This window comes from Curtobacterium sp. A7_M15 (assembly GCF_030705415.1).
In the GTDB taxonomy this organism is placed as follows: Bacteria; Actinomycetota; Actinomycetes; order Actinomycetales; family Microbacteriaceae; genus Curtobacterium.
Genome location: NZ_JAUZED010000091.1, coordinates 1 through 14853, shown reverse-complemented (window position 1 = coordinate 14853; position 14853 = coordinate 1). Strand labels below are relative to the sequence as shown.

General features: G+C 72.1%; 17 protein-coding genes. 9 read left to right on the top strand and 8 right to left on the bottom strand.

Annotated features, from left to right (window positions below):
- Positions 1-46: 46 nt before the first annotated feature.
- Entirely contained in the window at positions 47-865 is an 819-nt protein-coding gene (locus Q7F20_RS14420; protein ID WP_305740767.1) for an alpha/beta fold hydrolase, read from the bottom strand.
- 179 nt (positions 866-1044) lie between these two features.
- Between Q7F20_RS14420 and Q7F20_RS14415 the strand changes: the two genes are divergently transcribed.
- Positions 1045-1566 (top strand): hypothetical protein, encoded by a 522-nt coding sequence (locus Q7F20_RS14415; RefSeq protein ID WP_305740766.1) that lies wholly within the window; start codon positions 1045-1047, stop codon positions 1564-1566.
- Between the two features lie 32 nt (positions 1567-1598).
- Here Q7F20_RS14415 and Q7F20_RS14410 read toward each other — a convergent pair whose 3' ends face one another.
- Positions 1599-1745: a hypothetical protein gene (locus Q7F20_RS14410; protein WP_305740765.1), complete on the bottom strand. Its 147-nt coding sequence runs from the start codon at positions 1743-1745 to the stop codon at positions 1599-1601.
- Between the two features lie 68 nt (positions 1746-1813).
- Between Q7F20_RS14410 and Q7F20_RS14405 the strand changes: the two genes are divergently transcribed.
- The 4 genes from Q7F20_RS14405 (at position 1814) to Q7F20_RS14390 (ending at position 5826) form a co-directional block, all read left to right on the top strand.
- On the top strand, positions 1814-3388 hold the full coding sequence (locus Q7F20_RS14405; RefSeq protein ID WP_305740764.1) for a sodium:proton antiporter: 1575 nt from the start codon (positions 1814-1816) through the stop codon (positions 3386-3388).
- Positions 3389-3514: 126 nt separating this feature from the next.
- Complete coding sequence (locus Q7F20_RS14400; protein ID WP_305740763.1) at positions 3515-4396, top strand: alpha/beta fold hydrolase; 882 nt, start codon at positions 3515-3517, stop codon at positions 4394-4396.
- A gap of 12 nt (positions 4397-4408) precedes the next feature.
- The gene (locus Q7F20_RS14395; RefSeq protein ID WP_305740762.1) at positions 4409-5146 is read left to right on the top strand and encodes a hypothetical protein; all 738 of its coding nucleotides are present in this window, start codon (positions 4409-4411) and stop codon (positions 5144-5146) included.
- A gap of 2 nt (positions 5147-5148) precedes the next feature.
- Positions 5149-5826 (top strand): NAD(P)H-binding protein, encoded by a 678-nt coding sequence (locus tag Q7F20_RS14390; RefSeq protein ID WP_305740761.1) that lies wholly within the window; start codon positions 5149-5151, stop codon positions 5824-5826.
- 23 nt (positions 5827-5849) lie between these two features.
- Here the strand turns inward: Q7F20_RS14390 and Q7F20_RS14385 are convergent, their stop codons facing one another.
- Together Q7F20_RS14385 and Q7F20_RS14380 are read right to left on the bottom strand one after the other, a co-directional pair.
- The gene (locus Q7F20_RS14385) at positions 5850-6257 is read right to left on the bottom strand and encodes a heme-binding protein (RefSeq protein ID WP_305740760.1); all 408 of its coding nucleotides are present in this window, start codon (positions 6255-6257) and stop codon (positions 5850-5852) included.
- Positions 6258-6304: 47 nt separating this feature from the next.
- Positions 6305-7333, bottom strand: a complete 1029-nt coding sequence (locus Q7F20_RS14380; protein WP_305740759.1) for a zinc-binding alcohol dehydrogenase family protein — start codon at positions 7331-7333, stop codon at positions 6305-6307.
- Between the two features lie 142 nt (positions 7334-7475).
- Here Q7F20_RS14380 and Q7F20_RS14375 point away from each other — a divergent pair, with 142 nt between their 5' ends.
- Positions 7476-7853 (top strand): helix-turn-helix domain-containing protein, encoded by a 378-nt coding sequence (locus Q7F20_RS14375; RefSeq protein WP_305740758.1) that lies wholly within the window; start codon positions 7476-7478, stop codon positions 7851-7853.
- A gap of 12 nt (positions 7854-7865) precedes the next feature.
- On the opposite strand, the gene Q7F20_RS14370 is transcribed toward Q7F20_RS14375, so the two are convergent.
- Entirely contained in the window at positions 7866-10085 is a 2220-nt protein-coding gene (locus tag Q7F20_RS14370; protein WP_305740757.1) for a helix-turn-helix domain-containing protein, read from the bottom strand.
- 148 nt (positions 10086-10233) lie between these two features.
- Here Q7F20_RS14370 and Q7F20_RS14365 point away from each other — a divergent pair, with 148 nt between their 5' ends.
- The gene (locus Q7F20_RS14365) at positions 10234-10959 is read left to right on the top strand and encodes an alpha/beta fold hydrolase (RefSeq protein ID WP_305740756.1); all 726 of its coding nucleotides are present in this window, start codon (positions 10234-10236) and stop codon (positions 10957-10959) included.
- Between the two features lie 49 nt (positions 10960-11008).
- Positions 11009-11845, top strand: a complete 837-nt coding sequence (locus Q7F20_RS14360; RefSeq protein ID WP_305740755.1) for an alpha/beta fold hydrolase — start codon at positions 11009-11011, stop codon at positions 11843-11845.
- 96 nt (positions 11846-11941) lie between these two features.
- On the opposite strand, the gene Q7F20_RS14355 is transcribed toward Q7F20_RS14360, so the two are convergent.
- Genes Q7F20_RS14355 through Q7F20_RS14345 form a run of 3 tightly spaced genes read right to left on the bottom strand, consistent with a single transcriptional unit; the run spans position 11942 to position 14207 of the window.
- Positions 11942-12562: a hypothetical protein gene (locus Q7F20_RS14355; RefSeq protein ID WP_305740754.1), complete on the bottom strand. Its 621-nt coding sequence runs from the start codon at positions 12560-12562 to the stop codon at positions 11942-11944.
- Positions 12559-13395, bottom strand: coding sequence for an endonuclease/exonuclease/phosphatase family protein (locus tag Q7F20_RS14350; RefSeq protein WP_305740753.1), 837 nt, complete (start codon positions 13393-13395; stop codon positions 12559-12561). The genes Q7F20_RS14355 and Q7F20_RS14350 overlap by 4 nt, the downstream gene beginning before the upstream one ends.
- Positions 13392-14207, bottom strand: coding sequence for a glycosyltransferase family 2 protein (locus Q7F20_RS14345; RefSeq protein ID WP_305740752.1), 816 nt, complete (start codon positions 14205-14207; stop codon positions 13392-13394). Before Q7F20_RS14345 ends, Q7F20_RS14350 begins: the two co-directional genes overlap by 4 nt.
- A 190-nt stretch (positions 14208-14397) precedes the next feature.
- On the opposite strand from Q7F20_RS14345, the gene Q7F20_RS14340 reads away from it, so the two are divergent.
- Entirely contained in the window at positions 14398-14799 is a 402-nt protein-coding gene (locus tag Q7F20_RS14340; protein WP_305740751.1) for a hypothetical protein, read from the top strand.
- The last annotated feature ends 54 nt before the right edge of the window (positions 14800-14853 follow it).

The following is a 14853-nucleotide window of genomic DNA, read 5'->3' as shown; positions in this document are numbered from 1 at the left end:
CGCGGTGCGGGCCCGCACCGCGCCTCCCGTCCGCTGGTGGGTCGCGTCAGGCCTTGATCCAGGCCAGGACGTCCTGCTGCAGCACCTTGCGGTAGTCGCCGTGGATGCCGTGCGGTGCGCCTGGGTAGGTCTTGAGGGTGCCGTCCTGGACGAGCTCGATCGCCTTCCGGGCGGCGTCGTCGATCGGGACGATCTGGTCGTCCTCGCCGTGGTTGATCAGGATCGGGACGGTGAGGGCCTTGAGGTCCGCGTTCTGGTCGGTCTCGGAGAACGCCTTGACGCAGTCGTACGCGGCGGAGAGGTTCACGAGCTGGCCCTGGCGCCAGAAGTCGAGCTTCGCGCCGTAGGAGACGTCGCGGCCGTGGTTGGCGCCGAAGAAGCTCTCGGACAGGTCCAGCCAGAACTGGGAGGCGTCCTCGAGGACGCCTGCGCGGATGCCGTCGAAGACCTCGATCGGGGAACCCTCGGGGTTGCTGTCCGACTTGACCATGATCGGCGGGATCGCGCCGGCCGTCACGACCTTCGCGACGCGTCCGTCCGCGTACTGCGCGGCGTAGCGGACGACCTCGCCGCCGCCGGTCGAGTGGCCGAACACGATCACGTCGTGCAGGTCGAGGTGCTCGATGAGCGCGGCGAGGTCCTTGGCGTACTGGTCGATGGTGTGACCGACGGCCGTCTTCTCCGAACGGCCGTGGCCGCGGCGGTCGTGGGCGATCGTGCGGTAGCCGTTCTCGCTGAAGAACTTCAGCTCCGGCTGCCAGGCGTCCGAGCTGAGCGGCCAGCCGTGCGCGAACACGATCGGCTGGCCCTCGCCCTGCTCGGTGTAGTACATCTCGATGCCGTCGGGGGTGGTGAACGTGGGCATTGCAGGCTCCTTGCGTGGTGGTCTGGTGCCGGACGACCGTCGTCGGCGATCGTCACGCTAGGAGTGGTGCATCCCGCAGGGCGTGTCCCCGCCGGGACCACCCACGGCCGTCCGCGTCGGACGCGGGGTGGTCCGGACGGGGACACGCACGACGGCTCCGGCCGATCTACGGTCCCGACATGCACACCGAGATCACCGAGTACACGGCCGAGCGGTTCTCCGTCCCGATGGCGCAGCCCTACGACGAGGTCGTGGCGGCGTTCGAACGGGCCGTCCCGCCGCTCGACGAGACGAGCCTCTCCGAGGTGCTCGCGGAGCACCGCGACTGGGACACCGTCGAGACCTGGACCGAGCGGCACGCACCCCACGGGTTCATCCGGTACTGGCGGAACGAACCGACGGCGTTGATGGCCGTCGCGGGCCACCGGTCCGCGTGCGTGTCGTACCTGATGGGGAACCACGTGGTCGCGGAGCGGATGTACCGGTTCGACCCGCGCGTGATGGGGCTCGCGCCGTTCCGCGTGACGATCTCGCAACGGCCCGGGGACCCGGTCCTGCTCACCGCCGAGGTGCCGAGCGCGTCGTTCGGGTCCTTCGGGGACGGGCGCATCACCGCCGTCGCGCACGGTCTCGACCGCGAGTTCGCCGAGCTGCTCGTCGCGCTCGGCGCACCCGTGCCCGAAGTCCTGGCATCGCTGTGACCCTGCGTCGGCGGGTGCCCCGGGCCCACCGGTCAGCGGATGCGGTCGACGGCGACGTCGGTGTCGAGCTCGCCGCTCCGCGCGGGCGGGTCGGCGAGGATCCGGGCGAGGGGGATCGACACCAGCCCGCCGGGCGACGGCGTGCTCAGGGCGGAGGGTTCGCGACGGTCCTTGCGCATGGACGGAGGCTAGGCCGAGGTTCCGCCGCGACGCGTGGCCGCGCCACGGTCACCCAGGAGGCCGTGCCGTGGACGTCGAGGTGACCCTCGGGTGGGTCGTCGCGTTCCTCGTCGTGACGGTCGCCGTCAGCGCTGCGGCACGGCGAGTGGGGTGGTCGGCCCCGCTGGCGCTCGTCGTCATCGGGGTGGCCGTCTCGTACGTGCCCGGTGTGCCCCGCGTGGACGTCGAGCCGGACTTCGTCCTGTCCGTGCTGCTCCCACCCCTGCTCTTCGCCGCGGCACTGCAGACCTCGCTCTCGGACGTGCGCGCCCGGCGTGAGTCGCTGCTGCTGCTCTCGGTCGGGCTCGTCGCGTTCACCACGCTGGTCGTCGGCGTGGTGACGTGGGCGGTCGTCCCGACGCTGACGCTCGCGGCGGCCTTCGCCTTCGGCGCCGTCGTGGCACCGACCGACGCGGTGGCGGTCACCGCCGTCACCCGCCGTGCGCCGCTCCCGAGGCTGCTCGCGTCGATCCTGGACGGCGAGAGCCTGCTCAACGACGCCACGGCGCTCGTCGCGCTGAACACGGCCGTCGTCGCGATCGTCGCGACGTTCGACCCGGTCCGGGCCGCGGGGGAGTTCGTCCTCGCGGTGGTCGGCGGCATCGGGGTCGGGCTGCTCGTCGCGTTCGTCATGGGCGCGGTGCGGCGTCGGCTCTCCGCCGCCGTCCTCGACACGAGCCTGTCCCTCGTGACGCCCTACGTCGCGTTCCTGCTCGCGCACGGCATCGGCGCCTCGGGACCACTCGCGGTGGTCGTCACCGGTCTCTTCCTCGGGTACCGAGCGCCCGTCCTGCAGTCGGCCGAGGCCCGGTTGGCCGAATCGCTCAACTGGCGCACCGTGCAGTTCCTGCTCGAGAACGCCGTGTTCCTGCTCATCGGGCTGAGCCTGCCGGCGATCCTGCGCGGGGCGCTGTCCTCCGGGTTCGGGCTCGGGCGAGCGCTGCTCGTCATCGGAGTGGTCCTCGTGACGCTCGTGGCCGCCCGACTCGGCTGGAGCTTCGCCGTGACCGCCGTGTACCGCTGGGGACCCGCTCGCCTCCGGCGCCGGAGCTGGCAGTGGCGGTTGAACGTGCCGGTCACCGTGGCCGGCGTCCGCGGGGTCGTCACGCTCGCCGCCGTCTTCCTGCTGCCGGAGGAGACACCGCACCGAGCGTTCCTGCAGTTCCTCGCGTTCGTGGTCGTCGTCGCCACGCTGCTGCTCGGGCTCTCGCTGCCGTGGGTGATCCGCCGGACGGCGCTGCCGCCACCCAACCTCGACCAGGAGCGGATGGAGACGCAGCTGCTCCTCGCCGAGGCCCGGGCCGAGAGCCTCCGACTGGTCGACGAGCTCGACGACGGCGACTACGACGGCCGGGCGGTGGAGCGCGTCCGCATCGACGCGGCCCTGCTCGGGGAGACGCTCGTCGGCGACGACGGCCTGCGGGCGGGCCGTGCGGCCTCCTACGCCGAGCTGCGGATGCGCACCATCGCCGAGGAACGTCGAGCGGTCCTGCGTGCACGCCGGGAGGGACGGTACGCCGAGACCTCGGTCCGTGCCGTGTTGACGGTCCTGGACATCGAGGAAGCCGCGGTCCGGGCGACGCTCGCCGGCGACGCGGACTGACGGTCGAAGGGTGTGTACCCGTGTCCGGACCATGTCCCTGAGGGGAGCACGCGGGGCGGTCAGCGGCGCTCCTAGCGTCGACCTCGCCACCGACCACCCGGGTCGGGCGAACCGAGGGAGTCACCCATGAGCACCACGGACACCACGACCGGTCACACCGCCGCCACCGTCCCCACCAGCACGGTGACGGCGGCGAACGGGACGACCTACGCCTACCGCCGCTTCGGGAACAGCACCGACGGCGTCCCGCTCGTGTTCCTCATGCACTTCCGCGGGAACCTCGACAACTGGGACCCGGCGCTCATCGACCCGATCGCAGCCGGGCGCGAGGTCGTGCTGGTCGACAACGCCGGCGTGGGCGGGTCGACCGGGACGGTGCCCTCGACCGTGGCGCAGATGGCCACCGACCTGTTGGCGTTCACCGACGCACTCGGACTCCGTCGGTTCGACCTCTTCGGGTTCTCGCTCGGCGGGTTCGTCGCGCAGGACCTCGCGCTGCTCCGGCCGTGGGCGGTCCGCAACCTCGTCCTCGCGGGGACCGGCCCCGCCGGGGCGCCGACGATGCACGGGTGGCGCGAGGACATCGAGCGCGAATCGCGCCACGACGTCCCCACGGCGGAGAGCCTGCTGTACATCTTCTTCGCGCACACCGACACGAGCCGGGCCCGCGGGGTCGAGTTCCTGCGGCGACTCGGCGCCCGGACCGAGGACCGGGACGCCCCGACCACCCCGGCGGTGCGCGACGCGCAGTACGACGCCGTGCTGGCGTGGGGCGTCCCGGACATCTCGAAGCTCGAACGACTGACCGGCATCCGCCAGCCGACGCTCGTCCTGCAGGGCGACGACGACCTGATGATCCGGACACCGGGCAGCCACACGCTCGCCGGCCTGATCCCGGACGCGCGCCTGCACGTGTTCCCCGACGCCGCCCACGCGTCGATCTTCCAGTACCCCGACGAGGCCGCGGCCATCGTCGAGGAGTTCCTCACCTCGGCCACCGCCGCCTGACCCGGAGCGATCATGACCACCACCACGACCCTGCTCGACCGCATCATCGACGCCCACGGCGGCAGCCGCTGGGCCGAGGTGTCCACCATCTCGGCGAACCGTCACTTCGGGGGCGCGTTCTGGGGCCTCAAGCAGGTGCCGGGGATCGCCGAGGAGGGACGGTTCACCGTCGACCTCCGCCGCCAGCACACCTCGCTCGCACACTTCGGTGCCGACGACCTCCGCACCGAGTTCACCGGCGACCACGTCGCGATCGTCCGTACCCGGGCCGACGGCGACGAGGTCGTCGAGGAACTCGCCGACCCCCGGTCGTCGTTCCGCGCGCACGTGCTCGAGACCCCGTGGAACCGGTTGCAGCTGGCGTACTTCACCGGCTACGCCATGTGGACGTACAACACCGAGCCGTGGTCGTTCACGTTCCCCGGGGTGCAGGTCGAGGAGGTCGGCCCGTGGACGGAGCCGGACGGAGCGACCTGGGAGCGCCTCCGTGTGACCTACCCCGACGACATCGCGACCCACACCCCGACGCAGACCCTCTACGCCGACGCGGACGGCGTGCTGCGCCGGCGCGACTACGAGGTCGACATCGCCGGTGCGTCCCCGAGCGTGGAGTACATGACCGGGCAGACCTGGGTGGACGGGCTGCTGCTGGCCACCGAGCGCAACATCTTCGTCCGCGACGGCGACGGACACGCGCTGCCGGAGCCGCTCATCGTCTCCATCCACATCGACGACATCGTCGTCTCCTGACGATGCGGGTCGTCATCGCCGGCGCGCACGGAAAGGTCGCCCGTCTGCTCGGCGACCAGCTCCGTTCCGACGGGCACACCGTCACCGGGCTGGTCCGACGGGCCGACCACCTCGGGGAGCTCGCGCTCCCCGGGGTGGTCCCCGTCCTGGTCGACCTCGAGGCCGCGTCGCTCGACGACGTCGCCGAGGTGCTCCGCGGTGCGGACGCCGCGGTGTTCGCAGCCGGGTCGGGGGAGGCGAGCACGGTCGCGAGGTCGCTGTCGATGGACCGGGACGGAGCGATCCTGTTCGCGCAGGCCTCGGCACGCGCCGGCGTCCGTCGCTTCGTGATGCTGTCCGGTGCCGGGGCGGACGAGTACGAACGCGGCTCCACGGACCCGTTCCAGGTCTACCTGCGGGCGAAGTCCGACGCGGACGCCGCCGTCCGGACCCTCGACCTGGACTGGGTGATCCTCCGACCGGACGCGCTCCACGACGGCCCCGGATCCCGGTCCTTCGCCGCGGGCACGCACGTGGAGCGGAAGGGCATCGCCCGAGCGGACGTCGCGGCCGCCCTGCGGGACGTCGCGGTCGGACCCGACCCCGGGCGGCTGCAGCTCGAGATCACGACCGGCGACCGGCCTCTCCGTGCGGCGCTGGCGGAGGCGACCCTGCCGGGACGGGAGCCGCCCGCCCCGTGATCACCCCACGGAGGGGGAGCGCATCACTGCGCGGCGTCGATGCCCGCCTGCGCGATCACGGCGTCCTCGTCGGGCGTGCCGCCGCCGGACCCGACGGCGCCGATGAGCGCCCCGGATCCGTCGGTGATCGGGAGGCCTCCGGCGAGGAACGCGAGCGGCTCGTTGCTCGCGGCACCGAGCGTGTAGAGCGGCGCCCCGGGCTGGACCGCCGCGGCGAGGTCGCCGGTCGCCGCACCGCCGAAGTACACCGAGGTCCGGGCCTTCGCGAAGCTGGAGTCGATCGACACGAGCGGCGCACCGTCTTGTCGGACCGAGGCGACCATCCGTGCGCCGTCGTCGAGCACGGTGATGGAGGACGGCACGCCGAGTTCGGCGGCCTTGGCGTCGGCGGCGGCGATGATGCGCTGCGCCTGGGTGAGGGTGATGGACATGGTGGTTCCTCTTCTCTCTCTGGTGGTGGTCTTGGTGGGTCGGCGGCTCAGGCGACCGGTTCGTCGCTCACGACGACCTTGCCGATGACGCGGCCGCTCTCGACGAGGCCGTGTGCCTGACGAAGGGTGTCGGCCGTGATCGGCCGGAGGACGGTGGTAGCCGTCCCGCGGATCCGCCCGGCGTCGACGAGGTCGGCGACTTCGTCGAGGATCCGGTGCTGCTCCACCATGTCGGCGGCTCCGTGCAGGGATCGGGCGAACATGAACTCCCAGTGCCAGGTGAGCGCCTTCGACTTCAGCGCGACGACGTCGAGGTGCTCCGGGTCGTCGATCGCGACGATCTGTCCGAAGGGGCGGAGGACGCGCTCGTAGACGGGGAGCTGGCCGGTGGAGTTGGTCGTCAGGATCCAGTCGATGCCGTCCGGAGCGATCTCGAGGACCTGCGCGGCGAGGTCGCCGTGGTGGTCGACGACCTCGTGCGCGCCGAGGTCGCGCACCCACGCCTCGCTCTCGGGACGGGATGCGGTGGCGATGACCCGGACGCCCGGCAGCAGGGTCCGGACGAGCTGGATCGCGATCGACCCGACACCCCCTGCGCCGCCGACGACGAGCAGCGTGCCCGTCGCGTCCGGCGCGATCCGGAGCTTGTCGAACAGGCTCTCCCACGCGGTGATCGCGGTCAGCGGCAGCGCGGCGGCCTCCGTGTGGGACATCGACGCCGGCTTCCGCCCGACGATGCGCTCGTCGACGAGCTGCAGTTCCGCGTTGCTGCCCGGCCGGTCGATGGCACCGGCGTAGGACACGTCGTCGCCCGGGGCGAACAGCGTGACCGCGGCGCCGACGGCGCGGACCGTCCCGGAGGCGTCGAAGCCGAGCACCCGGACACCACCGTCGGGCTCCACGCCGCCGCGGAGCTTGACGTCGACGGGGTTGACCGAGACCGCGCGGACCTCGACGAGCAGGTCGTGCGGGCCGGGGACCGGCTCGGGGATGGTCGTCGGCACCAGGCTGCGGGCGCTGGTCACCGGGAGAGCGGCTGTCTGTCCGATCGCTCGGACCTCGTTCGTCGTGGTCATGCGTCGATCGTGCACGCTGTGCCGTGGTTACCCGCAAGGGCCCTTGGTTACCGTCGGGTAACCGAGAAAGCCCAGGTCCGAAACGGTACCCATCGGGAACCAGGCGGTTGCCCGGCCATGGTGCACCGGTTAGGGTGCGCAGGTGACCACCTCGACGAGCCGTCCCGTGGAAGCCGTCCACGTGCTCGACACCTGCGACCGGAACGACGTCTACGCGGCCGCCTGCCCGTGCCGCGAGATGCTCGACCTGCTCGCGAACAAGTGGACGGCGCTCGCGATCGGCGTGCTCGAGGACGGGCCGCAGCGGTTCGGTGCACTGCGACGTCAGTTGCAGGGCGTCAGCCCGAAGGTGCTCTCTGCCTCGTTGAAGCGGATGGAGGACGCCGGGCTCGTGACCCGGACCGTGTTCGCCGAGGTGCCACCCCGGGTCGAGTACGCGTTGACACCGCTCGGCGAGGGGGCCGCGGTGCCCCTGGCGTACCTGCGGACCTGGGTGAACGAGCACGTGACGCGGCACTGAGGCCGCGTTCACTCACCCGTTCGGCTCGGCCCGGAGTCGCTCGATCTCCGGCAGCAGCGCGAGCAGGCGGTGCGCGGTCGCGGTCTCGTCGGCGATCGCCAGGTGGCGTCCGGCGTCCTCGAGCCGGCCGGTGAGACGGAGGGCGATGGCGAGTTCGAGGTGCGCGCGGGCGAGTCCGTCGGCGTACTGCGCTGCCGTCGCCTCGGCGATCACCCCGGGCATGACCTCGAGTGCGTACTCCGGCTGGCCGTCCTTGTTCAGCACCCTGGCCAGGAGGGTCCTGGTGTTCACGCCGGTCACGAGGACGAGGTTCGGCGGGACCGAGCCACGTCGCCGCTCGAGGAGGCTGAGGACGTGCTCGTAGTGGTCGACCGCGCCGGCGAGGTCGCCGGTGTGCATCAGGAAGTTCGCGATCATCGCGAGGACCTGGGAGATGCCCTCCTCGTCACCGGCGAGGGTGAGGTGCTTCATGGCCCGGCTCGCTTCGCGCAGCGCGGCGTCGTGGTCGAGGAGGCGCCCCAGCGACCAGGCGAGGTAGAACGACGCCCATCCTCGTTCCTTCTCGTCGTCGGTCCGTTCCGCGGCGGCGACGGCGCTCCGAGCAGCTCGCAGCCCGGCGTCGAACTCCGCCTGGGTGAGGTGGAGCCAGGCTGCGTAGCCGTGGTGCACCGCGATGTCCCGGTCGGTGCCCGATCGTGTGGCGGCGTCGGCCGACGTGAGGAAGAGGATCCGCCACAGGTCCCAGGCGGGCCACGTGTCCGAGAACCAGTGCAGGGCTTCGGCGACGTCGAGGACGAGCTGATCCTCACCGAGCGCGTACGCCTGCGTCACCGCGCTCGCCCACTGCGCGCCCTCGATCCGCAACCACGTCCGCGCGTCGTCGGCGGAGGCGAAGTGGCGTCCGGGGGCGTCGGGATCGGGGTCACGGTCCGGTTCGAACCACAGGCCGGCGTTCTGCGCGGTGGCGAGCACCCAGTGTCGGAGCGCACGTCGTTGCCGCGCGCTGGCCGGTTCGTCGCGTCGCGAGAGCGCCGCGGCGAACAGCCGGACCAGGTCGTGGAGGTGGTAGCGGTTCCCGCCGCGCGCCTCGACCAGTCCGAGGTCGGTGAGCTCGTCGAGGCGCTCGGCGGTCTCGTCGACACCAGCGCCGGCTGCCGCTGCGGCGAGGGACGCGTCGAACGTGGCGCCGTCGATCAGCGCCAGGCTCCGGAACAGTTGCCGTGACGCCGCGTCGGTCTGGCCGTAGGAGAGGGTCAGTGCCGGCTCGACGGCGAGGTCGCCGGCGACGAGGGCACGGAGGGGATCGCGCCGAGCCGCCATCGTGTCGAGGAAGTCCCGGACCGTCGACCGGGGCTGCGCGGCGACGCGGTTCGCGGCGATCCGGAGCGCCAACGGGAGGTCACCGCAGGCCGCTGCCAGGGCGTCGGCGTCGGCGTCCGTGCGTTGCGATGCGGGCACGATGCGCCCGATCAGCTGCACGCTCTCGGCCCGCTCGAGCGGTTCGAGTGTGATGCGTTGCACGTTCACGAGACCCGCGAGGCTCCGGCGGGACGTGACGATGACGACGGCGTTCGTCGCGGCGAGCACGGGGCGCACCTGGTCCTCGTTCGCGGCGTTGTCGAGGACGACGGCGACCCGCTTCGCGGCGGTGATGCGCCGCCACTCGGAGATCGCCTCGTCGAGTGTCGAGATGTCACGGATCTCGGACGTCTGCGCGATGAGCGACTGCAGCACGCCCAGCGGCGACAGGGGCAGCGAGTTCATGCCGTTCAGGTCGACGAAGGCGCGCATCCCGTCGCCCCACCCGTGCCGGCTCAGGGCCTCGAGGGCGACGGTGGTCTTGCCGACACCCGCGGGTCCGCAGATGACGAGGATCGGGGCAGCGGGGTCTGCATCGCTCCGCCCCAGGAACTCGGCGGCCGCTCGCAGCACCTCGGGTCGGCCGGTGAAGTCGGTCACCAGCGTCGGCGCGAGCATCGCGGAGCGGAGCGAGCCCTCGGTCGGGAGTCGGGGCAGCCGTGCCTGACGGAGCATCGCCTGTTGCTCGTCCTCCGGCAGGCCGAGGGCGTCGAGGAGTGCCGTCAGGGTCCGCCGTTGCGGTGCGACGCTGATGCCGCGCTCGATGTTGCTGATGGTCCGGTCGCTGATCCCGGACGCGTGCGCGAGCGCCTCGAGCGTGAAGTCCGCCATGAGCCGGTGGCGGCGCAGCTGCGCACCGAGCGAATCACTCATCGGATGCTGTTCCGTGGCGTGCTGTTCTTCATGCTTTCTTCCTGGTGTCGGGTCACCCGTCGGCCCTTGTATTGGGGGCGAAGACCATGGTGCCTGAACGTCCGATCAGAAGCGAGAGGACCGCACCATCGGGGAAGGGGACCACATCATGTCAACGCCCACCATCATCCTGGTGCACGGCGCGTTCGCCGATTCCGCCAGCTGGGCTCCGGTCACGCGGGAGCTCCTCGACCGCGGGCACACCGTGCTCGTTCCGCCGGTGTACAACCGCAGCCTCGCGGAGGACGCCGCGTCCGTCCGCGCCGTCGCCGAGGCAGTGGACGGCCCCGTCGTCCTCGCCGGCCACTCCTACGGCGGTGCGGTCGTGACCGTCGCCGGCGCAGCCGAGAACGTCGTCGGACTCGTATTCGTCTCCGGGTACGTCCTCGAGGAGGGCGAGAGCCTCGGGCAGCTGCAGGGCGGCTTCCCGGACTCCGACCTCGCCGCGAACCTCGTGTACACGCCGTACCCGATCGCCGGCGCGGAGGACGGCACCGACGTGTCCGTCAAGATCGATGCGTTCCCGCCCGTCTTCGCCGACGGCGTGGACCCGAGGACCGCAGAGGTCCTCGCTGTGTCGCAGCGACCCCTGACCGGCGCGGCCTTCGGTGAGCCGGCATCGGTGGCGTCGTGGAAGACCACGCCCGGCTGGGGCATCGTCTCGGCGAACGACCACACCATCAACCCCGACGTGGAGCGCTTCGGCTACGAGCGCGCCGGCCTCCGCGGCGTCGTCGAGCTGCCCGCGCCGCACCTGGTGATGCACACCCACCCGGCCGACGTCGCCGACGTGATCGAGACCGCGGTCCGCGAGACCGCCGCCTCGAACGACTGACCACCCATCCACCCACCATCACCACCACAGAACACACAGGGAGACGACCATGGGCTACGTGACCACCGACGACGGTGCGGACATCTTCTTCAAGGACTGGGGGAACCGCGACGCACAGCCGATCGTGTTCCACCACGGCTGGCCGCTGTCCTCGGACGACTGGGACGCGCAGATGCTGTACTTCCTCGCCGAGGGCTACCGCGTGATCGCCAGCGACCGACGGGGCCACGGCCGCTCGTCGCAGATCGGCACCGGACACGACATGGACCACTACGCGAGCGACGTCTCCGCGGTGGTCGAGCACCTCGACCTGCACGACGCCATCCACATCGGGCACTCGACCGGCGGTGGCCAGGTCGCACGCTACGTCGCCCGGTACGGCCAGCCGCAGGGTCGCGTGGCGAAGGCGGTCCTCGTCGCCGCCGTGCCGCCGCTGATGGTGAAGACCGACGCGAACCCCGAGGGCACCGACATCTCGGTGTTCGACGGGTTCCGCGAAGCGCTCGCCGCGAACCGCGCCGAGTTCTTCCAGGCCGTCGCCTCCGGCCCGTTCTACGGCTTCAACCGCGAGGGTGTGACCCCGTCGGAGCCGGTGATCGCCAACTGGTGGCGTCAGGGCATGACGGGCAGCGCCGTCGCGCACTACGAGGGCATCAAGGCCTTCTCGGAGACCGACCAGACCGAGGACCTCAAGGCCATCACCGTCCCCGTCCTCGTGCTGCAGGGCGACGACGACCAGGTCGTCCCCTACAAGGCCGCCTCGCTCAAGCAGGCGGAGCTCCTCAGCGACGCGACGCTCAAGATCTACGAGGGGTACCCGCACGGCATGCTGACGACGCACGCCGACGTCATCAACCCCGACATCCTCGCGTTCATCCGGAGCTGACGCTCCGGGGCGCTGCGTCCGCGGCGTCGTGACAGGAGGCGCGGTGTGGGTGAGCCGACCGGCTCACCGGCACCGCGCCTCCCGTCCGGTACGCGCTCAGTGCGACGGATCGACGACCCGTCGGTCCCGCACCGCCCACGGCAGCAGCAGCCCGGCCAGGACCCCGCCCGCCAGGTCGGCGCCCAGGTCTCCGATGGTGTCCTCGTAGCCGACGACGATCGTCCCGTCGAGGTAGGTGTGCCCGAGGAACTCGAACATCTCCCAGACGGAGCCGATCGCGAGCGACAGCACCCCGCCGACGACGACCGCCTGGACCCGGCCCACACGGTCGCCCGTGCGCAGGACCCCGGTGTCACTCGCGATCACCCACAGCACCGCGGTCAACGCGGCGAGCAGCACGAAGTGCACGACCTTGTCCCACAGGAACACCGACGTGTACCAGCCGAGGACGCTGCTCCACGCGGCGACGAGGGCCAGCAGGCAGACCGCGGTGTCGACGGCGGGGCGGAGTCCGAGCACCCGGGGGACCACGACCCCGAGCAGTGCGAGCAGGAGCACGGCGAACGCGATCCCGCCCCACCCCAGAGCGGCGACGGGCAGGCTCACCAGCGTCACCAGGCGGACGGCGTCGGCGACGACCTCGGCGCCGCGGGGCCGGCGGAGGAACGTCGCCCCCAGACGGTCGAGGACCGGCCGGTCGGAGGCGGTCGCGGTCACGTCGTCTCCCACCGGAGAACGGCCTGCACGGCCGCGTGGTCGGACGGCCACACGCCGCCCGGTCGCCGCGTCGACACGGCTGCCTCGGAGACGGACGGGCGAACGCCGTCGGTGCCACGGGCCAGGATCAAGTCGATGCGGCGCCCGCCGAGCCGGGGTGCGCGGTACCCGAGGTGGGTGCCCCACTGCTCGGAGGCGTGCGTGGTCGCCGTCGTCCAGGTGTCCGCGAAGCCCGCGCCGGTGAGGGCCCGGTGCGGCGCGCTGCCCGCCGGGGCGTTCGCGTCGCCGAGGACCACGACGGGGACCCCGACCTCGTCCGCCCACCGGACGACGAGCTGCGCCGACCGCAGACGAGCCAGGGGTGATGCGACGTCGAGGTGCACCGCCACGGCGAGGAACCGCGTGCCGGTGACGCGGTCCTCGAGGGCCAGGCCGACGGCGATCCTCGGGAACAGGGTGCCCCACGACCGGCTCCCGATCCGGTCCGGCCGACGGGACAGCGCCCGGACGTGCTCGCCGGTGATCCGCAGTCGTCCGGTGTCGACCAGCAAACCGACGCGCTCCCCGTCGCCATGCCGCCCGCGACCCCGGAGCACCGCGGTCCACCGGGACGGCAGCCGTTCGGTGAGCCAGTGCTCCTGGTCGGGCAGGACCTCCTGCAGCGCGGTGAGGTGCGGGGACTCGGACTCGAGCAGCTCGAGGACGGCAGCCCGGCGACGCGTCCAGGCGTCGGGGTGGTCGACGCGACGGTGCGGGACGCGCCGCCGGACGTTGAGGGACGCCACGTGCAGGTCCGGGGCGGACCGCGGCCCGACGAGCGGGGAGTCGCTCACGACGCGGGCACCTCCTCGAGCGGTTCGATGACGTCCGACCGACGGCTGCGGTCGACCTCGGCGCCGGGCACCCGGCGGGGCCCGGCCGACCACCGCCGGACGGCCCGGACCACCGGCAGGATCCGGAACCCGCCGAGCGCCAGCGTCCGGAGCGCCTTCCGCGTCCGCACGAGCAGACCGGGCAGGTCGCGGACGGGGTCGCCCGACACGGACATCACGAGGGACCGGTCGAGCACCACGGGCCAGGCCGGATCGAGCTGCACGGACAGGTCGACGTCGTCGTGCACCTCGGCGTCGTACCGGTGGACGCGGGACCGGACGGCCTCCCACGCGCGACGCCGGATGACCAGGTTGGACCCGAACAACGGCGGCCGCCACAGCGCCGCGGTCATGAGTGCGAAGTAGGCGCGCATGTACGCGACGTGCCAGAACGCGCGCTCCAGGCGCCCGAGTCCGCGGAACTCGCCCGGACCGGTCACCGCGACGACACGGTCGTCGTCGAAGTGGCGGAGCGCCCGCTCGAGCCAGTCCGGGCCCGGGCAGGAGTCCGAGTCGAGCCGGGCGATCAGGGTGCTCGTCGCTGCGTCGTAGCCCCGGGACGCCGCTGCGGCGATCGCCCGGACGGGCTCGTGCAGCACGCGGGCTCCGGCCTGCGAAGCGACGGCCGCGCTGTCGTCCGAGCTGCCGTTGTCGACGACGACCACCTCGTCCGGCAGCCGGGTCTGGCGAGCCACCGCCTCGAGGCACCGGCGGAGCTGGTCGGCGTCGTCGAGGACCGGCACGACGACGGTGACGGTGTCGGGGCGGAGCATGCGACCAGCCAACCAGGCCGCGCTCCGACCGCGTCCAGCGCTGCGGACCCGCACCGCGCCTCCTGGAGCGATGCGCACCATCCTTGCGCGCGTTTCCCGGATGCGTCTGGACCGACTCCGGACAGACGTCCGTCCGGCCTGTACGTTCACGGTGAGATCGCTGGACGCGATCGCGGCAGAAGGAGCAGTCATGTCAGGTACAACCCGGTCGGGCCGTCCGACCACCGTCACCGTCTCGTTCGTGATCTGGCTGGTGGTCGTCCTCGCGAACATCGTCCAGGGCATCATCGGCCTGGTCTCCGGCGGCGGCTCCGCGGCCGCGCAGGGCGTCGGGACGGCACCCCTCATCGGCGGTGCGATCTTCGAGTTCATCCTCGCGATCATCGAGCTGATCATCGTCTTCAAGATGCGTGACGGCCGCAACTGGGCGCGCATCGTGCTGCTCGTCCTCGCGATCCTGCAGGTCATCGGCGTCGGTGTCGGTGCCGCTTCGGGTGGCAACGCCTTCGGCTGGATCGGTGCCGTCGCGGTCATCGTCGCGACGATCCTGATGTTCGTCGGCGGTGCGAACGGCTACTTCCGTCGTCGCTGACGATCGGGCGGGTCGCGACGCGACCCACCCACGGACGGGAGGCGCGGTGCCGGC